Source organism: Marivita geojedonensis (assembly GCF_002115805.1).
Classification (GTDB): domain Bacteria; phylum Pseudomonadota; class Alphaproteobacteria; order Rhodobacterales; family Rhodobacteraceae; genus Marivita; species Marivita geojedonensis.
Map to the genome: position 1 here is coordinate 38,599 of NZ_JFKC01000010.1, position 24,546 is coordinate 63,144.

Annotated in this window: 25 protein-coding genes and 1 riboswitch; of the genes, 6 read left to right on the forward strand and 19 right to left on the reverse strand. The window is 61.1% G+C overall.

From position 1 onward, the window contains the following. Position 1: 1 nt before the first annotated feature. Entirely contained in the window at positions 2-1,132 is a 1,131-nt protein-coding gene (locus MGEO_RS11670; RefSeq protein WP_085637610.1) for a lytic murein transglycosylase, read from the reverse strand. 205 nt (positions 1,133-1,337) lie between these two features. Here MGEO_RS11670 and MGEO_RS11675 point away from each other — a divergent pair, with 205 nt between their 5' ends. From MGEO_RS11675 to MGEO_RS11685, 3 genes are all read left to right on the forward strand, one after another. Further along, the gene (locus MGEO_RS11675) at positions 1,338-2,321 is read left to right on the forward strand and encodes a fatty acid desaturase (RefSeq protein WP_085637815.1); all 984 of its coding nucleotides are present in this window, start codon (positions 1,338-1,340) and stop codon (positions 2,319-2,321) included. Then, positions 2,318-3,160: a sugar phosphate isomerase/epimerase family protein gene (locus tag MGEO_RS11680; RefSeq protein WP_233139865.1), complete on the forward strand. Its 843-nt coding sequence runs from the start codon at positions 2,318-2,320 to the stop codon at positions 3,158-3,160. Before MGEO_RS11675 ends, MGEO_RS11680 begins: the two co-directional genes overlap by 4 nt. 83 nt (positions 3,161-3,243) lie before the next feature. Next, positions 3,244-4,083 (forward strand): BKACE family enzyme, encoded by an 840-nt coding sequence (locus tag MGEO_RS11685; protein WP_085637613.1) that lies wholly within the window; start codon positions 3,244-3,246, stop codon positions 4,081-4,083. A 127-nt stretch (positions 4,084-4,210) separates the two neighbouring features. Here the strand turns inward: MGEO_RS11685 and MGEO_RS11690 are convergent, their stop codons facing one another. From MGEO_RS11690 to miaB, 13 genes are all read right to left on the reverse strand, one after another. Next, positions 4,211-5,134: an HNH endonuclease gene (locus MGEO_RS11690; RefSeq protein ID WP_085637616.1), complete on the reverse strand. Its 924-nt coding sequence runs from the start codon at positions 5,132-5,134 to the stop codon at positions 4,211-4,213. 272 nt (positions 5,135-5,406) lie between these two features. Continuing rightward, the gene (gene rpsA, locus MGEO_RS11695) at positions 5,407-7,089 is read right to left on the reverse strand and encodes a 30S ribosomal protein S1 (protein WP_085637620.1); all 1,683 of its coding nucleotides are present in this window, start codon (positions 7,087-7,089) and stop codon (positions 5,407-5,409) included. Between the two features lie 267 nt (positions 7,090-7,356). Continuing rightward, positions 7,357-7,974 carry a (d)CMP kinase gene (cmk, locus tag MGEO_RS11700; RefSeq protein WP_085637622.1) on the reverse strand — a complete coding sequence of 206 codons (618 nt, stop codon included), beginning with the start codon at positions 7,972-7,974 and terminating at the stop codon, positions 7,357-7,359. Then, positions 7,971-8,687: a tRNA (guanine(46)-N(7))-methyltransferase TrmB gene (trmB, locus tag MGEO_RS11705; RefSeq protein ID WP_085637625.1), complete on the reverse strand. Its 717-nt coding sequence runs from the start codon at positions 8,685-8,687 to the stop codon at positions 7,971-7,973. Before trmB ends, cmk begins: the two co-directional genes overlap by 4 nt. 60 nt (positions 8,688-8,747) lie before the next feature. Beyond that, positions 8,748-9,287 (reverse strand): histidine phosphatase family protein, encoded by a 540-nt coding sequence (locus MGEO_RS11710; RefSeq protein ID WP_085637628.1) that lies wholly within the window; start codon positions 9,285-9,287, stop codon positions 8,748-8,750. 95 nt (positions 9,288-9,382) lie between these two features. Beyond that, entirely contained in the window at positions 9,383-10,564 is a 1,182-nt protein-coding gene (gene metK, locus MGEO_RS11715; RefSeq protein ID WP_085637631.1) for a methionine adenosyltransferase, read from the reverse strand. A gap of 3 nt (positions 10,565-10,567) precedes the next feature. Then, positions 10,568-10,615, reverse strand: a riboswitch (SAM-SAH riboswitch). Between the two features lie 12 nt (positions 10,616-10,627). Then, the gene (gene lnt, locus MGEO_RS11720; RefSeq protein WP_085637634.1) at positions 10,628-12,115 is read right to left on the reverse strand and encodes an apolipoprotein N-acyltransferase; all 1,488 of its coding nucleotides are present in this window, start codon (positions 12,113-12,115) and stop codon (positions 10,628-10,630) included. Positions 12,116-12,119: 4 nt separating this feature from the next. Continuing rightward, positions 12,120-12,890: a CBS domain-containing protein gene (locus MGEO_RS11725; RefSeq protein WP_408607506.1), complete on the reverse strand. Its 771-nt coding sequence runs from the start codon at positions 12,888-12,890 to the stop codon at positions 12,120-12,122. A 212-nt stretch (positions 12,891-13,102) separates the two neighbouring features. Further along, positions 13,103-13,612, reverse strand: a complete 510-nt coding sequence (gene ybeY, locus MGEO_RS11730) for an rRNA maturation RNase YbeY (RefSeq protein ID WP_233139870.1) — start codon at positions 13,610-13,612, stop codon at positions 13,103-13,105. Positions 13,613-13,670: 58 nt separating this feature from the next. Beyond that, positions 13,671-14,648, reverse strand: coding sequence for a PhoH family protein (locus tag MGEO_RS11735; RefSeq protein ID WP_085637643.1), 978 nt, complete (start codon positions 14,646-14,648; stop codon positions 13,671-13,673). A gap of 76 nt (positions 14,649-14,724) precedes the next feature. Further along, complete coding sequence (locus tag MGEO_RS11740; RefSeq protein WP_408607499.1) at positions 14,725-15,030, reverse strand: hypothetical protein; 306 nt, start codon at positions 15,028-15,030, stop codon at positions 14,725-14,727. Between the two features lie 11 nt (positions 15,031-15,041). Beyond that, positions 15,042-15,569 carry an OmpA family protein gene (locus MGEO_RS11745; protein ID WP_408607507.1) on the reverse strand — a complete coding sequence of 176 codons (528 nt, stop codon included), beginning with the start codon at positions 15,567-15,569 and terminating at the stop codon, positions 15,042-15,044. Between the two features lie 135 nt (positions 15,570-15,704). Beyond that, the gene (gene miaB, locus MGEO_RS11750) at positions 15,705-17,027 is read right to left on the reverse strand and encodes a tRNA (N6-isopentenyl adenosine(37)-C2)-methylthiotransferase MiaB (protein WP_085637649.1); all 1,323 of its coding nucleotides are present in this window, start codon (positions 17,025-17,027) and stop codon (positions 15,705-15,707) included. A gap of 113 nt (positions 17,028-17,140) precedes the next feature. On the opposite strand from miaB, the gene MGEO_RS11755 reads away from it, so the two are divergent. Continuing rightward, positions 17,141-18,007: a glycosyltransferase family 2 protein gene (locus MGEO_RS11755; RefSeq protein WP_085637652.1), complete on the forward strand. Its 867-nt coding sequence runs from the start codon at positions 17,141-17,143 to the stop codon at positions 18,005-18,007. A gap of 6 nt (positions 18,008-18,013) precedes the next feature. On the opposite strand, the gene MGEO_RS11760 is transcribed toward MGEO_RS11755, so the two are convergent. From MGEO_RS11760 to MGEO_RS11770, 3 genes are all read right to left on the reverse strand, one after another. Further along, positions 18,014-18,688, reverse strand: coding sequence for a ferredoxin reductase domain-containing protein (locus MGEO_RS11760; RefSeq protein WP_085637655.1), 675 nt, complete (start codon positions 18,686-18,688; stop codon positions 18,014-18,016). 61 nt (positions 18,689-18,749) lie between these two features. Then, entirely contained in the window at positions 18,750-19,541 is a 792-nt protein-coding gene (locus MGEO_RS11765) for an enoyl-ACP reductase FabI (protein ID WP_085637657.1), read from the reverse strand. Between the two features lie 2 nt (positions 19,542-19,543). After that, complete coding sequence (locus tag MGEO_RS11770; RefSeq protein WP_085637660.1) at positions 19,544-20,773, reverse strand: beta-ketoacyl synthase N-terminal-like domain-containing protein; 1,230 nt, start codon at positions 20,771-20,773, stop codon at positions 19,544-19,546. A gap of 269 nt (positions 20,774-21,042) precedes the next feature. On the opposite strand from MGEO_RS11770, the gene MGEO_RS11775 reads away from it, so the two are divergent. Beyond that, a complete protein-coding gene (locus tag MGEO_RS11775) occupies positions 21,043-21,705 on the forward strand; it encodes a dimethylsulfonioproprionate lyase family protein (RefSeq protein WP_106299186.1) in 663 nt (220 codons plus the stop codon). Between the two features lie 10 nt (positions 21,706-21,715). On the opposite strand, the gene fabA is transcribed toward MGEO_RS11775, so the two are convergent. Continuing rightward, on the reverse strand, positions 21,716-22,225 hold the full coding sequence (gene fabA, locus MGEO_RS11780) for a bifunctional 3-hydroxydecanoyl-ACP dehydratase/trans-2-decenoyl-ACP isomerase (protein ID WP_085637664.1): 510 nt from the start codon (positions 22,223-22,225) through the stop codon (positions 21,716-21,718). Between the two features lie 173 nt (positions 22,226-22,398). Here fabA and irrA point away from each other — a divergent pair, with 173 nt between their 5' ends. Beyond that, complete coding sequence (gene irrA, locus MGEO_RS11785; protein ID WP_085637667.1) at positions 22,399-22,815, forward strand: iron response transcriptional regulator IrrA; 417 nt, start codon at positions 22,399-22,401, stop codon at positions 22,813-22,815. Positions 22,816-22,824: 9 nt separating this feature from the next. Here irrA and MGEO_RS11790 read toward each other — a convergent pair whose 3' ends face one another. After that, positions 22,825-24,498 (reverse strand): glycosyltransferase family 39 protein, encoded by a 1,674-nt coding sequence (locus MGEO_RS11790; protein ID WP_233139872.1) that lies wholly within the window; start codon positions 24,496-24,498, stop codon positions 22,825-22,827. Positions 24,499-24,546 lie beyond the last annotated feature (48 nt).

A 24,546-nucleotide genomic window follows, 5' to 3' on the forward strand; every position in this document is an offset into this window, starting at 1 on the left:
GCTAGCGGAGGCTTTGCAACAGCGCCTGCGACGGCGTGCCGGTGACCGGCAGTCCCCGGCTGGCCTGATAGGCGCGGATCGCGGTTTCAGTGTTCGACCCGATCACCCCGTCTGCCCCCTGCGTGTCGAATCCCCGCGCGGTGAGGCGTTGTTGCAGCGCGATCCGATCCGCCTTGGTCAACCCGTTGGCATCGGGTGGGAACGGCGTGCGCAGCGGCCCGGCCCCGCCGATCCGATCCGCCAGGTGGCCCACGCCGATCGCGTAGGCGTCGGAGTTGTTGTAGCGCTTGATCACCCGGAAATTCGCGGTTGTCGCAAAGCGCGGCCCACCCGGTTGCGGCTGGAGCGATCCGCTGGGCGATTCACTGCCCCAAGAAACACCGCGCTGCCAGCCATTGCGTTGCAGGTAGGCGGCGGCAGAGGCCAGCGCATCGCTGGGATCATCCGACCAGATGTCGCGCCGCCCATCGCCGGTATAGTCCACCGCGAATTGCAGGAAAGAGGTCGGGATGAACTGCGTATGCCCCATCGCGCCCGCCCAGCTTCCGGTCATGCGGGATGCCGGTATGTCTCCGCTTTGGATGATCCGCAGAGCCGCGATCAACTGCTGTTCAAAGAACCGCCCGCGCCGCCCGTCAAAGGCCAGCGTCGAGGTGGCCGAGATCACCGGCACCTCGCCGCGCCGTTCGCCGTAAAAGCTTTCCAGCCCCCAGATCGCGCAGATGATTTTGGCATCGACACCATAGCGGTCCTGCAACGCCGTCAGCGTGCCGCGATGCCGGGCAAAGGCCGTGCGCCCTTTCTGCACCCGTTCATCCGATGTGGCGATGGCAAGGTAATCCTCGAGACTGCGTTTGAACTCGGTCTGATTGCGGTCGCGCGTCACGACTCCGGGCAGATACCCCGTGCCACGAAAGGCGGCGTCGAGCGTGGATTGCGAAATCCCCTGCGCCGCCGCGCGTCCCCGGAACGCCGCGACCCACGCGTCATAGGCCGCATTCGGTTGGGGCCGGAGGTCGGCCGGCAAGCCGCTCGGCGTACTGGTGCTCACGCTGCCCGGCACGGCACGCGAACAGGCAGAAAGGCCAAGGCCCAAAAGCCCCAGCCCGAAAAGACGTCGATTGATCTGCATCGGTCTGCTCACCTCTATGATGCGTTTTGACCACCATTGTGAGACCAAGTCGGGCATCACACAATGGGTCACCGCACAACCGTCGGTTTTGCGCGGATGCCCGCAAATCCGGCAACTGCGTCAACTGCCCGGGGACAGCAGCGCTCGGGACTTTTCTTTTGCAGCAATCCCGGCCAGTCTGACTCAAACAGATCCGGAGGGAGTGATGGAAGCCAGTTTCTCGCGCCGCAAACTGCTGACGCCGACCGAGTTGCGCAGCCTGACGGAACGCTCAGACGTCATGGGCGCGCTTCAGATGGCGAGCCATGTGGGGGCGATCCTGCTCGTCGGCGTTCTGCATGCGCAGGCGATGGGCACCGGCTGGGTCTGGGTCACGGGCTTTGCTCTCGGCGTTTTGCTCAACTTCCTCTATGCCGCGCAGCACGAACTCAGCCACGCCACCGTATTCAAGACCCGCAGCCTGAACGAGGTCTTTGGTCGGATCATCGGGTTCATCCAGATCTTCCCGCGCGACTATGACCAGATCATGCATTTCGCGCACCACCAGTACACGCAGGACTGGGAGCGGGATGGCGAACTGGTGCGTGAACCCTATACGCTGACCACCTACCTGCTCTGGCTGTCGGGCATCACCTATTGGCGCAACCGGGTGTTCGGCGTGGTGCGCCGCGCGCGCGGGGTGATCGTGGAGCCGTTCATCCGCCCCGAGGAAGAGGCAAAAGTGATCCGCGAGAGCCGTATTCATTTGGCGCTCTATGCAGCGATTGCGCTTGTGTCTCTGCTGACGGGAAGCTGGGCCGCGTTGACCTTCTGGATTTTGCCGATGGTGCTGACGAAACCGGTGCACCAGTTGCAGAACACCATCGAACATCTGGGGCTGAGCCACGAGAACGACATTCTGGAAAATACGCGTTCGACCCGCACCAATGCGTTTTTCCGCTGGCTCTGCTGGCAAATGCCGTATCACACCGCGCATCATACCTTTCCCGCTGTGCCGTTCTGGAAGCTGCGCGCGCTGAACGACAAGATCGAGGACAAAGCGGGCGAAGTGCACCGTATGGGATGGATCGAGTTCCAGATCGAAGTCATCAAGAAGCTGATGGCGAAGGATGAAAGCCAGTACCCGATGAACGAGGTCTGGGTCGTACCCGTTTCGGGCGGCCGGACCCGCCGGGTGCCTGCAGAGTGAGGCGGCTTCAGGTCTACACCTCGCTCTGGGCGATGCAGCCGCATGACCAGACGGGGGTCAAGCTGCCTTACGATCAGGTCTGCGAAATGGTCGCCGGGGCCGGGTTTGACGGGATGGCGATTGACCTTGGCGCGTCGGATGTGGAGGTCGCCCACGCCGTGCGCCCGCATATGGAGGCCAACGGGCTGACGCCGCTGATCGTGGCCTTCCCCAAGACGATAGAAAGCCTTGAGGACACGCTGCACATGGCGGTCGATTTCGGCGCGCCGTTTGTCGATGTGATCGGTCAGGTGATGCCGATTGCCTTGGACGACATGATCCCGGTGATCGAGACGTGGATGGCGATGTCGGACCGCATCGGGATTCCGATCCAGTTCGAAACCCACCGCAACTGCATCACCAACGACCTTTACACGACGCTGCAACTGCTCGACCGGATCCCCGAGATGCGGATTTGCGCGGACCTGTCGCATTACGTGGTGGACCGGGAATTCTGGTTTCCGCTGTCAGAGCATGACTTGGGGCTGATCAGCCGCATCCTGAAACGCTCGGACAGTTTTCAGGGCCGTGTGGCAAGTCGTCAGCAGATCCAGTTGCAACTGGATTTTCCGCAACACCAGAAATGGGTGGAGCTTTTCAAGGGCTGGTGGCGGGAAGGCATGGCCGACTGGCGCAGCCGCAATGCGTCGGGTGACTGCATCTTTGTCTGCGAACTGGGCCCGCCGGAATACGCCATGACAGGGCCGGACGGCCGCGAGATGTCGAACCGCTGGCACGAGGCGCAGGTGATCAAGGGCTGGGTGCAGGACATTTGGGACGATCTGGGCGGGGACGGCTGATCTCTTTGTCCGGATGGGTTTGACACCTCCGCGTTTCCTGCCAGAGTACGCGGTACTCACATTTTCTGGATGTCTGACTTCCCATGACCACACCCTGCATCATCTGCGTTGCCATCACAGGCTCGGTTCCGACCAAGGCCGACAACCCTGCCGTTCCAACCAGCGTGTCGGAACAGATCGAAAGCACCCATGAGGCATTCGAGGCCGGGGCCAGCATCGTCCACGCCCATGTGCGCAACGACGACGGGACACCCAGCTCGGACCCGGAAAAGTTCGCCCGACTCAAGGAGGGGGTGGAGCAGCACTGCCCCGGTATGGTCATCCAGCTTTCCACCGGGGGACGGTCGGGCGCAGGCAAGACACGCGGGGGGATGCTGCCATTGCGGCCGGACATGGCCTCGCTGTCGGTCGGCTCGAACAACTTCCCAACCCGCGTCTACGAAAACCCGCCCGATCTGGTGGCCTGGCTTGCCTCGGAAATGCTGGCTTACGACATCAAGCCGGAAATCGAAGCCTTTGATCTTTCGCATATCTTCCGCGCCGCCGCGATGCATGACGCGGGCGCGATCAAGGACACGCCCTATGTGCAGTTCGTCATGGGGGTGAAGAACGCGATGCCCGTCGACCGCGAGGTGTTCGATTTCTACGTCCACACGGTCAAGCGCCTCTTTGGAGACACCGCACCCTGGTGTGCGGCCGGGATCGGTCCGAACCAGATCGTGCTGAACGAATGGGCCATCTCGGCAGGTGGACATGCCCGGACCGGGCTCGAGGACAATATCCGCCTCAACCGCGCAACGCTGGCCCCATCGAATGCGGCTCTGGTCAAACGCGCGGTAGAGCTCTGCGAAAAGCACGAACGCCCGGTCGCCACATGGCAACAGGCACGCGAGATCCTAGGCCTGCGGAGCGTCGCGGCCTGACGCACGACGGGCCTGCTCCGGTTCGAAAAGTGGCAGCGGCTGAGGGCTGGCGCGATGTTTCCGTCAACGGAAACAGGCGATGCGTCGACGCATCGCCGGGCTGGCAACAAAGACGCAAGACCGCGTGTCAATTCCAGCTGATTTCTTCATTGTCGATCACTTGTCCGAAAACGTTTTCCCTGTGCCACTTTAAGTTCACAGGGCTTGGCCAATTCCGTTCATCGGACGGTTTCCACAGTTTACCATCCGGTCGCAACAGACGATCAATCACGTCAACCGGCACCTTGTTTCTTGAAACGAGAACAGTCTCGCAATCATCGGCAACTGAGATCAAGCCACGGTCGAACATCCAATGAATCGTTCCAGATAGCGCAAGGCCGTTTCGCACAGCGTCGCTCCCACCTCTTTCGACCGGTCGAATATGAGCCGCTTGAACTTCTGGACGACCGCCCCCATTACGCAGTTGCAAACCAGATATGGCGCAACGAAAATCGTACGCATCGCGCACTTTCCTTCTGAAAGCCACGTCACGGTACGGGCGGCGCGTTAATCTCTCGATAACAGGACGATCGAAAGCCGCAACTTCATCGTCGAATTTTTTTGCATTAGGTTCGTAGCGCGCGTTTTCAATGCTTTCGAGGTCCGCCGGAAGCCCCAGATTGACGATCCTTGCGAATTCATCCTCGGGCAATCGACGCACCGCAAGCTGGACCGCACCGCCCCTCCGCGCGGTGCCATCTGGTTCCGCTAGCGAGGACTCAAGCGGACGCCCGTTAAAGAGTCTTGGAACCTCACTATCAAAGGGCAGGTAGCTACCCTTTTCAATTAGAGCAAGATAACGACCTTCGACATTTGGTTTTGGTATGATCTTCTGGATCTTCGCTACAGCGAAATAGCCGCGCGGACCCGATTTGACAGGCTCATAATAAACGATCCAATCACCTTCAGCCTCACGTAATGCCTTCAGATAGTTTCGAGGAAAGTCATAAACGACGTCCAACTCGTCATCGTAGATCGAGTCCGATTTATGCAGCAGGACTAGTTTTGCCATATCGCCAGGAAAACCAGTGTCCGTCAGAATGCAAGCCTAATTGAAGCACGGCCTTTGGCGTCAAAGTAACTCGTCAGTGTATCCGTCAACGGAAACAGGCGATGCGTCGACGCATCGCCGGGCTGGCCGCTGATCTTGGCGCGGGTACGTTCCGTCAACGGAACGTGGAAAATGCGTCAACGCATACTCCAGCACCACACCGCACAGGCGGAAAAAGAAAACCCCCGCATCCGAAGATGCGGGGGCTCCCGAAATCACATCTGATCTATGGATCAGTCGTCGTCACCCTTGAGCGCGGCACCGAGGATATCGCCGAGCGATGCGCCGGAGTCGGAGGAGCCGTACTGCTGCACCGCTTCCTTCTCTTCTGCAATCTCGCGCGCCTTGATCGACAGGCCCAGACGGCGGGTCTTGCTGTCCACGTTGGTCACGCGCACATCGACCTTGTCACCGACCGAGAAACGCTCGGGGCGCTGCTCTGCACGGTCACGCGACAGATCGGAGCGGCGGATGAAGGACTTCATGCCTTCGTATTCCACTTCGATGCCGCCATCTTCGATGGCTGTGACCTGAACGGTGATGACCGAACCACGCTTCACGCCGCCAACGGCTTCGGCGAACTTGTCACCACCCAGCGCCTTGACGGAGAGCGAGATGCGCTCTTTCTCGACATCCACTTCGGTGACAACGGCCTGAACCATGTCCCCCTTGCGGTAGTTCTGGATCGCGTCTTCGCCACGCTCGTCCCAGCTGAGGTCGGAGAGGTGCACCATGCCGTCGATGTCGCCGTCGAGGCCAACGAACAGACCGAATTCGGTGATGTTCTTGACTTCGCCTTCGACCTCTGTGCCCTCGGGGTGCGTTTCTGCAAACACTTCCCACGGGTTGCGCATGGTCTGCTTGAGGCCCAGGGACACGCGGCGCTTGGCACCGTCGATTTCCAGAACCATGACTTCCACTTCCTGCGAGGTGGAGACGATCTTGCCCGGGTGGACGTTCTTCTTGGTCCAGGACATTTCGGAAACGTGGACGAGGCCCTCGACACCCGGCTCCAGCTCAACAAATGCACCGTAATCGGTGATGTTCGTCACGCGGCCCATGTGTACGGACTCGAGCGGGTACTTGGCGGCAACCAGATCCCACGGATCTTCCTGCAGCTGCTTCATGCCGAGGCTGATGCGGTGGGTGTCCTTGTTGATCTTGATGACCTGAACCTTGACGGTTTCGCCGATCGACAGGATCTCGGACGGGTGGTTGACGCGGCGCCATGCCATGTCGGTCACGTGCAGCAGACCGTCTACGCCACCAAGGTCAACGAACGCACCGTATTCGGTGATGTTCTTGACCACGCCGTCGACTGCCTGACCTTCGGTGAGGTTGCCGATGACTTCGGCGCGCTGTTCTGCGCGGGACTCTTCGAGGATCGCGCGGCGCGACACAACGATGTTGCCCCGGCGGCGGTCCATCTTGAGGATCTGGAACGGCTGCTTGAGACCCATGAGCGGGCCTGCGTCACGCACCGGGCGCACGTCAACCTGCGAACCGGGCAGGAAGGCCACGGCACCGCCGAGATCGACAGTGAAGCCACCCTTGACGCGGCCGAAGATCGCGCCTTCGACGCGTGCATCGTCTGCGTATGCCTTTTCCAGGCGATCCCATGCTTCTTCACGACGCGCCATCTCGCGGGAGATGACAGCTTCGCCGCGGGCGTTTTCTGCGGAGCGCAGGAAAACCTCGACTTCGTCACCGACGCTCAGGTCGGGCGCTTCGCCGGGGTTTGCAAATTCCTTGAGATCAACGCGGCCTTCCATTTTGTAGCCTACGTCGATGATGGCCTGGCCCGCTTCGATTGCGATGACCTTGCCTTTGACAACGGACCCTTCGTCCGGTGTGTCCATTTCGAGGCTTTCGTTAAGCAGTGCCTCGAATTCTTCCATAGATGCGTTCTGAGCCATGTGGCGTCTGTTTCCTTTACGTATCATTTTCTGGCCGAGCGGTTGTCTCCGCCGGTCTGGGGTTGGTGCCCACGCTTGCGGTGAGGCGATTGGTCAAGGCATCCGCAAAACAAAGAGGGCCGGTGATTGCCGACCCCTGCTCGATCTTCGTCCGCGGCGTTATTTGCCTTTAGCGACGCGCGCGACCTATCAGAGCACGTTCGTTCTGGCAAGTGCTGATGGTGCGCGGAGCCACTTTTGGCCGGGTGCCGCCGTTTGCAGATCGGCTTACCTTTCGCGGACGGCCTCCACGGCGGAGACTGCGCGGGCCACGGCGGCGTCGATGCTCAGGTCGGATGTGTCGATCAGCACCGCATCCTCAGCCGGACGCAGCGGTGCATCGGCGCGGTTCATGTCGCGGTCGTCGCGGGCTTTGACATCGGCCAGCACGGTGTTGAAATCGGTCTCGAACCCGCGTTCGGTGAGTTCGACCAGACGCCGCTGCGCGCGGACCTCTGCGCTGGCGGTGACAAAGAGCTTCACCTCGGCCTGCGGGCAGATCACGGTGCCAATGTCCCTGCCATCAAGAACCGCGCCGCCCGAGCGCCGTGCAAAAGCGCGTTGGAAATCCAGAAGAGCCGCGCGCACCTCGGGGATCACGGCCACTTTGGACGCTGCCCGAGCTACGTCGGCCGTTCGCAGATCGGGGTTTTCGAGGTCTTCGGCAACAAGGCTCTGCGCGGCCGCAATCGGGTCTTCCCCCGTCAGCATCCGCGCGCCCACGGCGCGGTAGAGCAGTCCGGTGTCCAGATGCGCGAGGTCAAAATGCGCGGCGACGGCTTTGCTGATCGTGCCCTTACCTGCTGCGGCGGGGCCATCGATGGCGACTGTGAACGGCGACATCATGCCGGTTTCCGGAAGGTCATGTAATGCGGCATGCGCCCTTCGCGCAGGGCTTTCATTTCGTAACGGGTCGAGTGCCAATCGTCCCACGGGTGCCGCCAGTCGCCCGGACCTTCGGCCAGCCATTCGAAACCGGCTTTCGGCACTTCGATCAGAGTCTGGCGCACATAGTCCGGGATATCTGTGGCCACGCGGAATTCCGCACCGGGCTTCAGAACGTGAAACAGCGGCTCGAGATGTTCCTGCGTGACAAAGCGGCGACGGTGGTGGCGTTTTTTCGGCCATGGGTCGGGGTAGAGCAGAAACGCCTTCTCGACCGATCCTTCGGGCAGCACGTCGAAAAGATTCCGCGCATCCCCCGGGTGCACCCGCAGGTTGGAGACACCAGACTCGCGGATCTTGCCCAGCAGCATCGCAACCCCGTTGATGAAGGGTTCGCAGCCGATGATGCCCACATCGGGGTAGGTCTGCGCCTGATGCACGAGGTGTTCGCCCCCGCCGAACCCGATTTCGAGCCAGAGGGGTTTCCCGTCGAAGATCGCATCCACATCCAGCTGAACGCGGTCGGGGTTTTCCTCCCACGAGACCGCGCCGGGGCTGAGCGCGTCGAGATCGTGTTCAAGATAATCCTTCTGGTTCGGGCGCAGGGTCTTGCCCTTGAACCGGCCATAAAAATTGCGCCACGGCGCGCCCGAGGGGTGTTTGGTGTCTGTCATGGCGCGCGGTTTAGCGATTGCGACAGGCTCTCGCAACGGAGGTCTTTGTTTTTGTCCACGTCACGGTTCGATCAGGATCGATCCCAGGACCTCAAGCGTGTCGCCCGCATGACGCACCACCAGAACCTCGCCGGATCGGGTGGTCTGGCCGGTAAGGGCGCGGATGTTGACCTGATGGGTCACAACGAATGGACGGGCCTTGCGATCCGCCAGCAGCGACAACGCCTCGGCCGTCTGGCTGTCGCGGGTCGAGAAATCCTGAAAGAATGAATTGAAGGCGGGCACCTCTTCGACCGTGCCAAGGGCCAGCAATTCGGCGGTATCGCGACAGCGGCACCATTGGCTTGTCAGCAGGATGTCAAAGGCATGGCCGCGATCCCGGAACGCCTGACCGATGCGGGTGGCCTGATCCCTGCCCTGCTGGCTGAGATTGCGCTGTGTGCTGCAGTCGCCGATGGTCAGGTTCGCCGGATCGCCGGTGCCGGGGGCCAGTGCGTGACGCATGATGGCAAAGGCACCGGGCGTGTCGAGCGCGTCCCAGTCATTGGCAAGCGCTGCACCCGGAAGCATCAGGATCAGAAAGAGAAGATGTTTCAGCATACCCTGCCCCGTTTGGTGATCTCAACACGGGACATAGGGTTGTGCTGCAAAAGGAAAATCGGGCCGAGCTGTTGTGCCCGGCCCGATGTGTTGCCTCAGACAGACGCCTTGAGCGCGTCCACCAGATCGGTGCGTTCCCAGCTGAACCCACCGTCCGCGTCAGGTGCGCGGCCGAAGTGGCCGTAAGCTGCCGTGCGTTCGTAGATCGGTTTGTTCAGTTGCAGATGCGTGCGGATGCCGCGCGGGGTGAGGTCCATCACCTTGGGGATGGCCGCCTCGATGGCAGCCGCATCGACATCGCCGGTGCCATGCGTGTCGGCATAGATCGACAGCGGTTTGGACACGCCAATCGCGTAGGAAAGCTGGATCGTGCAGCGTTCGGCCATACCCGCCGCGACGACGTTCTTGGCCAGATAGCGCGCGGCATAGGCGGCCGAGCGGTCCACCTTGGTCGGGTCTTTGCCCGAGAAGGCGCCGCCACCATGGGGGGCCGCCCCGCCATAAGTGTCGACGATGATCTTGCGGCCCGTGAGACCCGCGTCGCCGTCAGGGCCGCCGATCACGAAGGTGCCGGTCGGGTTGACCCACCATTCGGTGGCTTCGGTGATCCAGCCTTCGGGCAGGGTTTCGCGGATATACGGCTCCACAATCGCGCGGATGTCAGCAGAGCTTTGGCTTTCATCCGCATGCTGCGTGGAGAGCACGATAGAGGTCACGCCCACCGGCTTGCCGTTTTCGTAGCGGACGGAAATCTGCGATTTCGCATCAGGGCGCAGAAGCGGCTCCTGCCCCGATTTGCGCACCTCGGCCAGACGGCGCAGGATCGCGTGGCTGAACTGGATCGGCGCGGGCATGAGCGCGTCGGTCTCGTTTGTGGCGTAGCCGAACATGATGCCCTGATCGCCTGCACCTTCGTCCTTGTCAGCACTGGCGTTCACGCCCTGCGCGATATGCGCCGATTGCTGGTGCAAAAGGTTGGTGATCTCGCAGGTGGCATGGTGGAATTCGTCCTGCTCGTAACCAATGTCCTTGATACAGGCGCGGGCGATATCTGGAATACGCTCCATGTAGGTTGCAAGACGGTTCTGGTCCGACAGCCCCACCTCTCCACCGATCACGACGCGGTTGGTCGTGGCAAAGGTTTCGCAGGCGACCCGCGCTTCGGGTTCTTCGGAAAGAAAGGCGTCAAGGATCGCGTCCGAGATCCGGTCACAGACCTTATCCGGGTGGCCCTCGGACACGGATTCCGAGGTGAAGATGTAATTCTGTCGGGACATAGGTGCTCCATTAGGGTCTGCCGTCACGTCAGGAAGCCGTTGTGACGGGAATGATGATCTGCGTTACGCCTGTAGTTGCGTGGGGTCAATGGGAATACGCCGTTTCCACAGGATCATCGCCGCAAATGCCACGATCAGTGCACAGAAAGCGAGCCAATCGCCGGTGCGGCTGTACAGCGTCGGCGCGATAGGCGCTGGAAGCGGAACGTCGAGAAACCCGGCTCGGCCCAAAGGAAGCGCGTCCACGATACGGCCTGCCGGGTCGATCACTGCCGAGATGCCCGTATTGGCCACTCGGATCATCGGGATCCCCTGCTCAATCGCGCGCAGACGGGCCTGTGACAGATGCTGCTGCGGGCCGGCATGGGTGCCGAACCACGCGTCGTTGGTGATCTGGAGCAGCACATCCGGACGGGACGGCGCGCCATTCACGTCTTGCGGAAACACCGCCTCGTAACAGATCAGCGGCAATGCAGTGCCCAGCGGACCGAGATCGATCAGCGCCGGACCGGGGCCGGAGGAATATCCCGCCTCGGCCCGGGCGGCGAGACCGAGAATATTGAACCGCGCGAAGACGGATGCGACGGGCATGTACTCGCCAAACGGCACGAGATGGTGCTTGTCATAGAGGTCAGCCACCTGACCGGCACTGTCCAGCGTGATGAGCGAATTGTAGTAACGCCAGTCTTCCTCGCGCTGGATTCCCAGAACCACCGGCGTGCCCGCTGCGGCATCCGCGATGACCTCAAGCGCCGGGCCGGCATTTGCGAGCAGGTTCGGCACCGCCGTTTCCGGCCAGACGATCAGGTCGGGTTTGGGAAGCTGCGCGGTGAAATCCACCTGACGGTTGAAGAACATCGGAATGAAATCGCGGTCCCATTTCTGATGCTGCGGCGCGTTGGGCTGGATCAGGCGGACAACCGGGCGTTCGGCCAGATCGGGGCTTTCGGGACTCAGAACGGTTCCCCCTGCCCACAGCGCGGCCAAGGCAACGAGCGAGACAGCCCCTTGGCGCCATGACCTGTTGTAAACGCCCTCTGCCAGAACTGCGCAGACAAGCAGCGTGACCAATGTCACACCATGCGGGCCAAGGACGGCGTGCCACTGTGCCACTGGCGTAGGTGCCCAGACGTAGCCAACGAGGCCCCAGGGAAATCCGGTCAGGATATAGGCGCGCGCAAGTTCGACGCTGGCCCAGCACAGCGCAATGGAGACAGGACCGGGGCGCAGACGCTGCCCGGCCCAGAACGCGGCGGCCCAGAGCAGCGCCAGACCGGCGGACAGTCCAACAAGGGCAAACGGTGCCATCCAGCCGGTTGTCGCGGCGTCCACCTGAAAGGGTTCCAGAATCCAGTGCAGGGACAGGGCGAAGTACCCGGTGCCAAACATCCAGCCGGTCCAGCTTGCCTGTTTGGCACTCGCGTCCAAACGCACCAGCACGAGAACCGCGATCAGTGCGGGAACAGCCAGCATCCAGAGTTCATATGGCTGCTGGCCCAATGCGAATACCCCACCCAGACAAAGCGCGCCAAGCCGGCGGAGCAACATCATGATATCAGGCGGAACGCGCGGTTGCGGTTGCTGTGACTGCTTCGGCTGCCTCACGGGCACGGGCGGCCTCACTTGCCGCCGAGGCCTTGAGCCTGACACGCATGCGTTTGATGCGGCGCGGGTCCGCATCGATCACTTCGAATTCCGGGCCTTCGGGATGCGGCACGACTTCTCCGCGCGCCGGGACGTGACCGGCCAGCATGAAAACCAGACCGCCAAGCGTGTCGATTTCCTCACCGTCGATATCGTCGTGGTCGGTCAGGTTCAGCCCGATCTCGGCCTCGAATTCCTCAAGCGGGGTCTTGGCAAAGGCCATGTAGACACCCGGTTTTTCACGGGTGAAATTGTGACCTTCGTCGAGATCGTGTTCATCCTCGATCTCACCGATGACCTGTTCGATCAGGTCTTCGATCGTCACCAGCCCGTCAACACCGCCGTATTCGTCGATCACCAGTGCCATGTGACGCCGCTCGGTCTGCATCTTGGTCAGCAGAACACCAATCGGCATGGATGGTGGCACGAAGAGCAGCGGGCGCAGCATCTGCTTCAGATCGAAGTCGCTGCTCTTGCCATTGAAGCCATGGCGCAGCGCGAGATCCTTCAGGTGCGCCATGCCAACCGGCGTGTCGAGCGTGCCGGTATAGACCGGGAGGCGGGTCAGACCGCTTTCGCGAAAGACATTGACCAGTTCGGCCTTGGAGATGGTGTCGGGCACCGACACAATTTCGGCCCTTGGCAGAGCCACGTCTTCGACGCGCATGCGACGCAGGTTCATCAGACCATGAATCGGTGTCAATGCACGGGCCACCTCGGGCGCAGGAACTTGGGGTGCAGGCTGTGCCGTACCACCAAACCAGTTGCGCAGACGTGTCAGAATTCCACGTTGCGGTGTATTGCTGTTCATCTCTCGCGCGCGATGCGCTGCGTTAGACGAGTCGTCGTTGTCGCCCATTTTTTCCTGTTCCGGTGGAGGCCAAATTGCCCGTACTATCCCCTATATGGGTCTTCAATGCCCATTTTGCCAAGTATGCGGGTCTCTAACCCTTCCATCAGCGTGGCATCGTGGTCACGAACGTGATCGTAGCCGAGAAGATGTAACACTCCGTGAACGATCAGATGCGTGACGTGATCGGACAGGGATTTTCCGGCGGCCTCGGCCTCGCGCTGGCAGGTTTCGAAAGCAATGGCGATGTCACCAAGACTCTCCCCCATCAGGGGATCCGGGGGCGGTGGAGCCTCGGGCGCATCGCCATCCTGCGTCGCCGCAAGCTCCCAGGCAGGCCAGCTCAGAACATTGGTCGGGGTCGGTTTCTTCCGGAATTCGGCATTCAGCTCCGCGATACGAAGGTCGTCGCAGGCGAGGATGGCAATCTCATAGCTTTCCCACGGAAAACCGAGGTATTCCAGCGTGTTGCGGGCTGCGGCGTCCGCGAGCGGTTCGAGTCCTGCGGCGTCCCAGCGCGGGTCCTCGATGACGATGTCGGTCAATGTGGTCACTGGCAGTCCGATTGGGGGCCTGCCCCCAAACCCCCGGAGTTTACGGGCAAGATGAAGATCAGGGCGTTTCCGCGTCTTTCTCGTAGGCTTCGATGATCGCGGCGACAAGCGGGTGCCGCACCACATCCTTGGCCGTGAAGTAATTGAAGCTGATCTTGGGTATGGATTTCAGCAAACGTTCCGCATCGGCCAGCCCCGAGGCGACGCCGCGCGGCAGGTCTATCTGGGTGCGGTCGCCGGTGATGACCATGCGCGAACCTTCGCCGAGACGGGTCAGAAACATCTTCATCTGCATCGATGTCGCGTTCTGCGCTTCGTCGAGAACCACGAATGCGTTGGAGAGCGTACGGCCCCGCATAAAGGCAAGCGGCGCGATTTCGACGGTCTTTTCCTCGATCATCCGGGCGAGTTGTTTGCCGGGCAGAAAGTCGTTCAGCGCGTCGTAGAGCGGCTGCATGTAGGGATCGACCTTGTCTTTCATGTCGCCGGGCAGGTAGCCGAGCTTTTCCCCGGCCTCGACGGCGGGACGGCTGAGGATGATCTTGTCGACCTGTCCGGTGATGAACATGTTCACACCGACGGCCACCGCGAGGTAGGTCTTGCCCGTGCCTGCCGGGCCGATGCCAAACGCAAGCTCATTCTCGAAGAGGGACCGCACATAGGCCTTTTGGGCGTCGGTGCGGGGTTCGACCAGCTTCTTGCGGGTCTTGATTTCGACCGGGCCACCTTCGAACATCTCGATCTGCGCATCCGGGCCGATGTCGTCGGGCGCCATCCGGAACTCACGGTCAATGTCGCCGGGCGCCACGCTGCGCCCCTGTTCGAGGCGCTGATAGAGCGCCATGAGCACATCGCGGGCCTCGGTCTGGGCGTCGGGTTCACCGTGAATCGCCAGCTGATTCCCGCGGCGGAGAATCTGCACACCCAGCCGGGATTCGATCTCGGTCAGGTTGCGGTCATATTCGCCGCAAAGGTCGATGAGCAAACGGTTATCGGGGAATTCTACAAGCGCTTCTGACAAGGTGTCTGTGGTCACGCGGGTCTCCGGTGCAGGGGTCGCAGGGTCAGGGTGGCAAGTTCCGCGACACAGCGCAAGCGGTGACCCCACGAAATCAAAGCGGATCCCCGATCAGGCTGGAGCCACCGCTCTTGAAATCACCAATCACCGTGCCGCCGGGTTGCGGCGTGCCGGAACACACGGGCTTGCCGTTTCGGTCGAGTCGCTGGGACAGATAGCCTTCGACGCCGTCATCGATGATCCAGTGGTCACATCCGTTGGGGTCGATCCAGATCCCGGCCTGCAATTCACTCAGGGGTTTGTTGTCGAAGCCGCGGTCGCGGGATTTGTCCGGTCCGACGCCGCATCCGGCAAGACCGATCACGGACACGAGGCTGAGAACTGCTGTTGCGCGCATCATTCTGGACCCCTTTACCGCATACACAGAATTTCGACACGGCGGTTTTTGGCCATGCCGGCCGCCGTTGCATTGTTGGCCACGGGTCGCCGTTCGCCATAGCCGCGCACCGCATAGATGCGCGCCCCTGCGTCCTGCGCCACGCGCGCGACGGCCTGTGCGCGGCGTTCGCTCAATGCAAGGTTGGAGCTGTCGGAGGCGCGGCTGTCGGTGTGGCCTTCGATGACGAAGCCGTTTGCGGCGTTCGACGCGAAGAAGCTGCGCAGCCCCGCAACGCCTGCGGCGCTGATCTGCGCGCTGCCGCTGTCGAAAATCGTGTCGGTGGGGACCACCGCGCAGCGGCTGATCCGGTGGCAGACAGGCGTGCCGTCGCGGCGCAGATGCGGGCTCATGTAGCCCTCGGCGCCGTCATCCATCACCCAGTGTTCACATCCGTCGGGGTCAATCCAGATACCGGGGGCATAACGCTCGGCCTGCTGCGCAGCGGCGACCTGCGGCAGGGCCAGCGCAATCCCTAGAACCCATGCGGAGATCCGCATCATCATTACCACTACCCCCACGTCTGGACGGTGCTGGCCACGCAGGCCTGAAGCACCCGATTCATGGGCATACTACCAAAGACAGCAGGTCAGGAAAGACTTAACCGCAATATCTCGGGGTGTTGCGCAGATGCTGTGTTATTCGACCAACGCCCCTGCAAGGGAATTGCGGCCCGACTCGATGATCCTGACGCGGCGCAGATTGCCCGGTTGGAGACCATCGGCCTGAACGTGAACCGCATGGAGATGGTCGGATTTGCCTACCATCTGCCCCGGCAGGCGCCCCGGCTTTTCGAAGAGCACGCCCACCTCCTTGCCGACCATCGCGTCCTGCGCGGCCTTCTGCTGTTCGGTGATCAGCGCCTGCAGACGTTGCAGGCGGTCGTCCTTGACGTCTTCGGGCAACTGGTCGCGTTCCGCCGCAGGGGTGCCCGGGCGGGTGGAGTACTTGAAGCTGTAGGCGTAGCCGTAGTTCGACGCGCGGATGATATCGAGCGTGGCCTGGAAATCCTCTTCGGTCTCTTCCGGGAAGCCCACGATGAAGTCGCCCGACAGCAGCAGGTCGGGCCGCGCGGCGCGCAGCTTTTCGATGATCACGAGGTAGCTTTCCGCCGTGTGCTGGCGGTTCATCCGCTTGAGGATGCGATCCGAGCCGGACTGCACGGGCAGGTGCAGGTAGGGCATCAGTTTCGGACAGGTGCCATGCGCCTCGATCAGATCATCGGTCATGTCGTTGGGATGGCTTGTGGTGAAGCGGATACGCTCCAGCCCGTCGATATCGTTCAAAGCCCAGATCAGGCGGGCGAGCGACCAGTCGCCGCCTTCGCCGGCACCGTGATAGGCGTTCACGTTCTGGCCCAGCAGGGTGATCTCGCGCACGCCGCGCTCGACCAGATCGCGCGCCTCAGTCAGGATGCGGGCGGCGGGGCGGCTGACTTCGGCGCCGCGTGTGTAGGGCACAACGCAGAAGGCGCAGAACTTGTCACAGCCTTCCTGCACCGTCAGGAACGCGGTCGGACCACGCTTGGCCTTGGGGCGGTTCTTGAGGACCTCGAACTTGTCCTCTTCGGGGAAATCGGTGTCGAGCGCCTTTTCCCCGCTGCGGGTCTTGGCCTCCAGTTCGGGCAGGCGGTGATAGCTTTGCGGGCCGACGACGAGATCGACCATCGGCTGACGGCGCATGATCTCTTCGCCTTCGGCCTGCGCGACACAGCCCGCCACCCCGATCTTGAGGTCGGGCTTTTCGGCCTTCAGACCCTTGTAGCGACCCAGTTCGGAATAGACCTTTTCCGCCGCTTTTTCCCGGATGTGGCAGGTGTTGAGCAGGATCATGTCCGCATCGTCGGGCGTCTGTATTTCGACATAGCCCTGCCCGCCCAGCGCTTCGGCCATGCGTTCGCTGTCATAGACGTTCATCTGACAGCCATAGGTCTTGATATAAAGCTTCTTCGGTTCGGACATGGGCCAATCCTCCGGGGCGGGGTTCAGGGCGTGGCGATACCGCATGTCACCCCCGACTTGCAATGCACGGATTTTTCATCGACTCTGTGCAAAAGCCCGGAAGAGGTTTGCTTATGCATTATGCAGGCATCAATCAGCTTTTGACTCAGAACCCCGGCATTTTTGCCAAGGGGCCGATTTCGCTCGTCTTCGTGGAGGATGCGGTCGAAATCGACACGACCCTGCGGCACAACCTGCAGCTTGGCTTCAAGGCTGTGATCGTGTTCATGACGCCCGAGTTCGATCTCGCGTCAGACGTGGTGGACAAGGTGATCCGGGTCGACGCCAAGCTGGGGACGTCCGATAATCGCGAAGACATCGTGAACGCAATCATCGAAAAGGCTCCAGGCGTATGGCTCTATGTCTGCTACAACGCCGAATACCTGTTCTTTCCATTCTGTGAGACCCGTACCGTGGGCGAGCTTTTGGCGTTCCATACGGAGGAACGGCGGGATGCGATGCTGTGCTATGCGGTCGATCTCTATGCCTGTGATCTTGAGGAACATCCAACGGCAGTCAGCCTTGACGACGCCTATCTGGATCGGTCCGGGTATTATGCCCTGGGTCGGCCCGATCCGGTCACGAACCACCCGAAGGAACGGCAGCTTGATTTCTTTGGCGGGTTGCGCTGGCGGTATGAAGAACACGTGCCGCCCGAGCGGCGCAAGATCGACCGGATCGCTCTGTTCCGGGCCAGACCGGGGTTGAAACTGCGCCCGGACCACACGTTCAGCGACGAGGAATACAACACCTATTCCTGTCCGTGGCACAACAACCTGACGGCGGCCATCGTATCGTTTCGAACGGCGAAGGCGCTCAAGCGGAACCCGGGATCGGCTTTCGAGATCGAAACGTTCCGCTGGCACAATTCGGTGCCGTTCGAATGGCACTCGCGGCAATTGCTGGATCTTGGCCTTATGGAGCCGGGACAGTGGTTCTGAGCCGCATCAGCCCAGGTCTTCTGTGACGATCCGGTCTTCCGGCACCTTCAGCGCTTTGAGCGCGGAGACCACGTCTTCGATCATCGCTTCAGGTCCGCAGACGTAGATCGGACCATCGGTACCTTCGACGATGGGTGCCAGATAGTCTTTATCGATCTGCTCACGCGCAAATTCGCTGTCGGGATCGTCAGTGACCACGAAATGGCAGTTCAGCCCCGGCATCGATATAAAGGCGTCCCGCAGAATGATGTCCTGTTCCGTCTTGTTCGAAAACACGAGGTGGCAATCTTCAAGCGTGCCGTAGGTTTGCAAACGGCGTTTCAGAATCGCGATGAAGGGTGTGACCCCGGCACCGCCGGCAATGAAGACGCCCGGACCCTTGTCCTCGATCGCGCCCCAGGCGTCGCTGATCTCGACCTGATCGGTCATTTGCAGACCGGCAATCTGGTCTGTCACACCGTTATGGTCGGGGTAGGTCTTAATCACGAATTCAAGCGTTGGATTGGTCGGCAATCCAGTGAAGGTGAAAGGTCTCTGTTCTTCGCGCCAGCCCTCTTTGACCAGCGCGACGTCACAGGCCTGGCCGGGAGTGTAGGTGTACCCTTCGGGTTTGTTGAACACCAAATGATAGGTGTCATGGGTGACGGGTTCGATGCTTTGCAGCGTCAGCGTATACGTCATGTGTACGGTGTCTCCTTTCGCAGGAGACAACCGTCAGATCAGGGCAGAGTTCCCGTTTCGATCAAAGATGATCGTATTGCGGCATACCGAGAACGTGGAAGCCACCATCGACCCGGATGATTTCGCCGGTGGTGCAGGCTCCGGCTTCAGAGGCCAGGTAAACCGCCGTGCCACCCACCGCCTCGAGCGTGGCGTTGGAGCGCAAAGGCGCGTTCTGGTCAGTGTGCTTGTAGGTCTTGCGCGCACCGCCGATGGCCGCGCCGGCCAGTGTCTTCATCGGGCCAGGGCTGATCGCGTTGACGCGGATGCCTTCCGGGCCAAGATCATTGGCCAGATAGCGCACGGAGGCTTCGAGCGCGGCCTTGGCGACGCCCATCACGTTGTAGTTGGGCGTCACGCGGGTGGAGCCCATATAGGTCAGCGTCAACAGCGTGCCGCCATTTTCGACCATCAGCGGATGCGCGCGGCGCGCCACGTCGATGAAGCTGTAGGCCGAGATGTCGAGCGAGTTCTTGAAGTTGGCACGGGTGGTATTGAGGATGCGGCCGGTAAGTTCCGATTTGTCTGAAAAGGCAATGGCATGAACGAGGAAATCGATGGTCGGCCAGCGCGCGGCAAGCTGTTCGAACGCTGTGTCGAGCGAGGCATCATCAGTCACGTCAACATCGACCATGAAATCCGACCCGACACTCTGCGCCAGCGGCTCAATACGTTTGCCAAAGGCTTCGCCCTGATAGGTGAAGGCAAGCTCTGCGCCCGCCTCGGCCATCGCCTTCGCAATACCCCACGCGATGGAGCGTTCATTGGCGACGCCCATGATCAGGCCGCGCTTGCCCTGCAACTGTCCTGCCATACTCAACCCGTATATTTCGACAACAACATCGACCCGTTGGTGCCGCCAAATCCGAAGGAGTTGGTCATCACCGTATCGAGACCCGCATTTTCCACCAGTTCGGTGGCGATTTCTTCCGGCTTCAGCGCCGGATCCAGCGTTTCCACGTTGATCGACGGGATGATGAAATCGTCCCGCAGCGCGAGCAGGCAGTAGATCGCCTCCTGCGCGCCGGTCGCGCCCTGGCTGTGGCCAGTCATCGACTTGGTCGAACTCACCGGCGGTGTGCTGCCCTCACCGAAGACACGCCGCACCGCTTCGATCTCGCCAACATCGCCCACGGGCGTCGAGGTGCCATGTGCGTTGATGTAGCTGACCGTGCGCCCTTCCGGCAGCGTCCTCAGCGCGCCGCGCATCGCACGCTCGCCGCCTTCGCCGGACGGTGCCACCATATCGGCGCCATCCGAGGTGGCCGAGAAGCCGGTGACTTCGGCGTAGATCGTGGCACCGCGCGCCAAGGCGCGTTCCAACGGTTCGAGCACAACAATCGCGCCGCCACCCGAGATCACAAAGCCATCACGACCGGCGTCAAAGGCGCGCGATGCTTTCTCAGGCGTGTCATTGTATTTCGACGACATCGCGCCCATTGCGTCGAAAAGGCAGGACAGCGTCCAGTCCAGTTCCTCGCCGCCGCCTGCGAACATCACGTCCTGCATACCCAATGCCACCTGCTGCGCCGCCATGCCGATGCAATGCAGCGAGGTCGAGCAGGCCGAAGTGATCGAGAAGTTCATGCCCTTGATCTGATAGGCGGTCGCAAGGTTGGCGCTTACGGTTGAGGACATGGTCTTAGGCACCGCAAACGGCCCGACCCGCTTGGTGGCGCCCGTACTGAGAACCGATTGATGTGCCGTCAGCATCGCGCTGGTCGACGGACCGCCCGATCCTGCGATCAGGCCCGTCATCGGATTGACAACCTCTTCCGGCGTGAGCCCGGCATCGGCAATCGCCTGACCCATCGCAATATGGGCATAGGCCGCGCCCGGCCCCATGAAACGCAGCGAGCGCTTGTCCACGTGGTCGGCCACGTTCAGATCAATGGCACCGGCCACCTGCGAGCGGAACCCATGTTCCGCCATATCGGCATTTGCGGTGATCCCGGACCGGCCAACCTTGAGGCTTGCGGCCACTTCTTCGGCATTGTTCCCGATGGACGAAACAATCCCCAATCCTGTCACGACAACACGGCGCATCACGGCTCCTTACAATTGTTGCATGCGTGTGTAGGGGAAGGTGGGGGGGAGGAGCAAGCAGATTGGGACTTGAGAAGCCTTTCGAAGCTGCCCGGAAAATCAGCGCATCTGCAGCCATTTGGGGCGGATCGGACACAAAACCAGGAATTCGGTCCGACATTCTATCGACAGGCCCGCATATTTGACGCGTTCACCCTTGCACCGCGGACCCGAAATCTGGACACAGCGGAGACCGCCAAACCTGCCATGCCATCAGACAGGGATGACACATGACCAAGCAACCCCGCCTTCAGGATCTTCCGGACTGGCTGTATCTCCTGCGCGATTATTACGAGCTGTATCGCCGGCTGTCGGCTGGCGGCAGTTCAAAAATCCGCAGCCACCAGAAAACAGTGCGGGACAGCATCAGCCGCGTGATCAAGGCGAATGCCGAGGTGCATCAACATGATCCGGTCACCAAACCGGTCACAGCCCATTGGCGCAGAGCGCTCGACAATGGCCGGATGGAGCGCCATGCCCCCTTCATCCGAGCGCTGGAGAGCGTGCAGCAGCATCTTGTCTGGCAATACGGTTACGAGAAAGTACCGCGCGGGCTGGAACGGACATACGCCTATGCAGAACTGGTTGGCCCGACCGGACCGGTGATCACTGACGAGGTGATCCTTGGTCTGGTGCTGTTTGCGCCGGGTTGCACCTATCCCGCACATGCGCATGACGGCATCTCAGAAAGCTACATCTGCCTGTCCGGCGCGGTGTCCGAAAACGATCAGGGCGTCTACGCGCCCGGTTCACTGATCTTCAATCCGCCCGAGCAGCGGCATCGGATCACGGTCGCGGATCAGAACCCCGCGCTGCTCTGCTATGCATGGACAGGCGCGCGGGAAAAGCTGGCGAACCAGAAGATGGTGTTCAGTCGGGGACCGAGGAAATGAGCCTTCGGGCTCAGCTTTCCGACAGGGCGACCTTCATGTCCTTGACGACATAGATGGTTTCACCATCCGCTTCGACGCGGCCATCGGCGACACCCATGGTCAGGCGGCGCGTCTGGATCGCCTTGGTGAAATCGACGTAATAGGTCAGCATCTTGCGGTCCGGGCGCACCATGCCGGTCAGCTTGACCTCACCCACACCCAGGGCGTAGCCGCGTCCCTGCCAGCCACGCCAGCCGAGATTGAAGCCGGTCAGCTGCCACAGACCATCAAGGCCAAGGCAGCCGGGCATGATCGGGTTGCCGGGGAAATGGCAGTCGAAGAACCAGAGATCGGGTTTGATGTCGAACTCGGCCACGACATGGCCCTTACCGTGTTCACCGCCATCGCCCGAAATATCCGTGATGCGGTCCATCATCAGCATGGGCGGTTCGGGAAGCTGGGCGTTGCCCGGCCCGAACAACTCTCCCCGCGCGCATTTCAGAAGGTCGTCGCGATCGAAGCTGCGGGGAAAATCGGTCATGGTTGGCGTGGCTCCCGGATGGATTTGCTGAATTCAGCTTCCTCTAACACCGCCCCTTGCGACCGTGCAAGCCCGCCGGAGACAGGGGTGTGAGACAAGTTGTTGCAAGAAATTTATTTGAACTGCGAGCCATTCGCACCCTATATACAGGTTGAAAGAGGAGCAGGAGCGGCATGTCTTCACGATCCATCGAGCGCGGAACCGAGTGGCTGTCCAAGGGCGGCGTGCGCCCGACGCGTCAGCGGGTGGCGCTTGCTTCGCTTCTTGTGGGTGACGGAAAAAACCGCCACGTGACCGCCGAAAGCCTGTTTGCCGCGGCTCAGGACACTGGGGAGCAGGTCTCGCTCGCCACGGTTTACAACACCCTGCGCGCGTTCTGCGATGCGGGCCTGATGCAGGAAGTCACGGTCGACGGTGCGCGCAGCTATTTCGACACCAACACCCATGACCACCCGCATTTCTTCTGGGAAGACGAAGGGCGTCTGACGGACGCACCTGCGGATGAACTTGAAATCGCACGTATCCCCGGCCCGCCGGAAGGCGCCGAGATTTCGAGCGTCAACGTGGTCATCAGGCTGCGCAAGACCTGAGAAACGCGCTTACAGCGCCGAGCAGTCGAACACCGTGATATCGAATTCGAGGAAGAGCGGCTTGCGCGCCTTGTAGTCGCGTGCGCGATCGCACCTGTCCAGCAATTCTGCATGGAAATCCCGGATGAAGGTGGATCGGCTTTCTGCGAGCAGATAGTCGAAATCATTGACCACAAAGACATCGAAGTCCTGCGCAATCCATGTATCGAGCTTCCATTCCTCCGGCTGGATCGGCCAGGCATGGGGCTGCACCGGGAAATCCGCTTTCTGGGTTTCATCCCCTTCGAGGCCTGACATGGCGAAGGGCGCATTCACCCAGAACAAAGCATTCTCGGCGTTCTCTGCGAGGAACCGCTCTTCCGCGATCTCGGGCATATCGATTTCATATTTCCGGCCAAGACGGTCGAACCGGTCGAATTCCATCTTCTGGGCGGCGACTGTTTGCGGCACCGGAAGGGCGAGACCGGACTGCACGCGGGCCTCGGGGTAGGTTTCCGCAAGATAAGTGACCAGTTGAGCCGCCACTGGCTGTACCACGGCCTGTTGAAGCACATTGGCCGATCCGAGCGCCATCAGAAGGAACCCGGCGCAGGCTGTGACGACGACAATGAGCTTTGGGATGTTTACGTAAACCCGGATCATGTCTGCCAGCACGATCGCTGCAAGCAGCAGCTGTATCGTGAGGTTGGGCAGGAACAGGTGTTCAGGCTGGCGTGTGCCCACTGTCAATGAAATGACAATGACCGACACCACATTGGCGATCCAGATCGCAAGGAGCGCGTCGCGAAGATCAAGGCGGCATGTCTTTGCAAGAAGCCAGACCGGCGCGACGAGCGAGATGGCAAAGAGGATTGGGTTCAACCCCGTTACCGTGTCACCGAATATCCGAAGCGTTATGGGCAGGCCGATGCCGAAGGGATCCTCCTCGCGCACGGACATAACTGTCTGGATGTTCTGGAACGCGAGAAAGCCCTCGATGTCGAGCAGGATACCGATGTTCATCAGAGGCCAGAGAACGAGCAGCACAAGAACGGACATGCCGAAGGACCGAAAGGCCTGACCGAGGCTTTCGCGGCGTGCCAGCACGACGATCATTCCGAGAGCAAGAGGCGCGAGCACCAGCAGGGCAGACTGCTTGAAACCGAACGCCAGCGCGACCGTGATGCCGATGATCACATCCCAGCGACGGATGTTGCGTGTTTCGAGCCGCATCAGAAAGGCCCAGACCACAGCCAGACAGGCGGTGGCCAGCCCGGTATCGCCCTTTGCAATATGAGCCATGAACACGGCAATCGGCAGAACGGCTGCGAAGGCGCCGACGACGAAGGCACCGCCAAGCGACAGACCGACCCGCCGGGCACATGAAAAGAACAGAGGCGCGCTCAGCGCACCGATCACAGCGGTCACGTAACGCGCGGTAACGTAGAACGGCGTAGGGTCATCGAAATAGACCTGCCGGAATTCGCCCGTATTCGACCACATGTCGAACAGCATGCCGAACACGAACAGCCCGACGAACGCGACACCATTCAGGTAATTGAAGAACGGTGGATAGAAGTGCTGGGTGGGCACAAGCTCCCCGGCGAGGAAGCGCGCAGAGTCGTTCACGCGCTCGTCACCATTGAAGAACCCGAAGTCCGCACCGATCGCCCTCAGCAGAACGGCCGTCACAAACAAGCCCAAGCAAATTGCGAAATGCGTCGTTTTTTGGTCGGAATTAACCATTACCGC

What these genes read in the sequence shown, in the direction of transcription:
- MGEO_RS11675 (WP_085637815.1), top strand. Translation starts at nt 1,338, where the DNA reads ATGGAAGCCAGTTTCTCGCGCCGCAAACTGCTGACGCCGACCGAGTTG.
- MGEO_RS11765 (WP_085637657.1), bottom strand. Translation starts at nt 19,541, where the DNA reads ATGGCAGGACAGTTGCAGGGCAAGCGCGGCCTGATCATGGGCGTCGCC.
- lnt (WP_085637634.1), bottom strand. Translation starts at nt 12,115, where the DNA reads ATGATGTTGCTCCGCCGGCTTGGCGCGCTTTGTCTGGGTGGGGTATTC.
- irrA (WP_085637667.1), top strand. Translation starts at nt 22,399, where the DNA reads ATGTCTTCACGATCCATCGAGCGCGGAACCGAGTGGCTGTCCAAGGGC.
- MGEO_RS11775 (WP_106299186.1), top strand. Translation starts at nt 21,043, where the DNA reads ATGACCAAGCAACCCCGCCTTCAGGATCTTCCGGACTGGCTGTATCTC.
- rpsA (WP_085637620.1), bottom strand. Translation starts at nt 7,089, where the DNA reads ATGGCTCAGAACGCATCTATGGAAGAATTCGAGGCACTGCTTAACGAA.
- MGEO_RS11745 (WP_408607507.1), bottom strand. Translation starts at nt 15,569, where the DNA reads ATGATGCGGATCTCCGCATGGGTTCTAGGGATTGCGCTGGCCCTGCCG.
- MGEO_RS11755 (WP_085637652.1), top strand. Translation starts at nt 17,141, where the DNA reads ATGCATTATGCAGGCATCAATCAGCTTTTGACTCAGAACCCCGGCATT.
- metK (WP_085637631.1), bottom strand. Translation starts at nt 10,564, where the DNA reads ATGTCCCGACAGAATTACATCTTCACCTCGGAATCCGTGTCCGAGGGC.
- MGEO_RS11670 (WP_085637610.1), bottom strand. Translation starts at nt 1,132, where the DNA reads ATGCAGATCAATCGACGTCTTTTCGGGCTGGGGCTTTTGGGCCTTGGC.
- MGEO_RS11740 (WP_408607499.1), bottom strand. Translation starts at nt 15,030, where the DNA reads ATGATGCGCGCAACAGCAGTTCTCAGCCTCGTGTCCGTGATCGGTCTT.
- MGEO_RS11725 (WP_408607506.1), bottom strand. Translation starts at nt 12,890, where the DNA reads ATGAACCTGCGTCGCATGCGCGTCGAAGACGTGGCTCTGCCAAGGGCC.
- MGEO_RS11710 (WP_085637628.1), bottom strand. Translation starts at nt 9,287, where the DNA reads ATGCTGAAACATCTTCTCTTTCTGATCCTGATGCTTCCGGGTGCAGCG.
- MGEO_RS11760 (WP_085637655.1), bottom strand. Translation starts at nt 18,688, where the DNA reads ATGACGTATACGCTGACGCTGCAAAGCATCGAACCCGTCACCCATGAC.
- miaB (WP_085637649.1), bottom strand. Translation starts at nt 17,027, where the DNA reads ATGTCCGAACCGAAGAAGCTTTATATCAAGACCTATGGCTGTCAGATG.
- fabA (WP_085637664.1), bottom strand. Translation starts at nt 22,225, where the DNA reads ATGACCGATTTTCCCCGCAGCTTCGATCGCGACGACCTTCTGAAATGC.
- trmB (WP_085637625.1), bottom strand. Translation starts at nt 8,687, where the DNA reads ATGACAGACACCAAACACCCCTCGGGCGCGCCGTGGCGCAATTTTTAT.
- MGEO_RS11690 (WP_085637616.1), bottom strand. Translation starts at nt 5,134, where the DNA reads ATGGCAAAACTAGTCCTGCTGCATAAATCGGACTCGATCTACGATGAC.
- cmk (WP_085637622.1), bottom strand. Translation starts at nt 7,974, where the DNA reads ATGATGTCGCCGTTCACAGTCGCCATCGATGGCCCCGCCGCAGCAGGT.
- MGEO_RS11770 (WP_085637660.1), bottom strand. Translation starts at nt 20,773, where the DNA reads ATGCGCCGTGTTGTCGTGACAGGATTGGGGATTGTTTCGTCCATCGGG.
- MGEO_RS11685 (WP_085637613.1), top strand. Translation starts at nt 3,244, where the DNA reads ATGACCACACCCTGCATCATCTGCGTTGCCATCACAGGCTCGGTTCCG.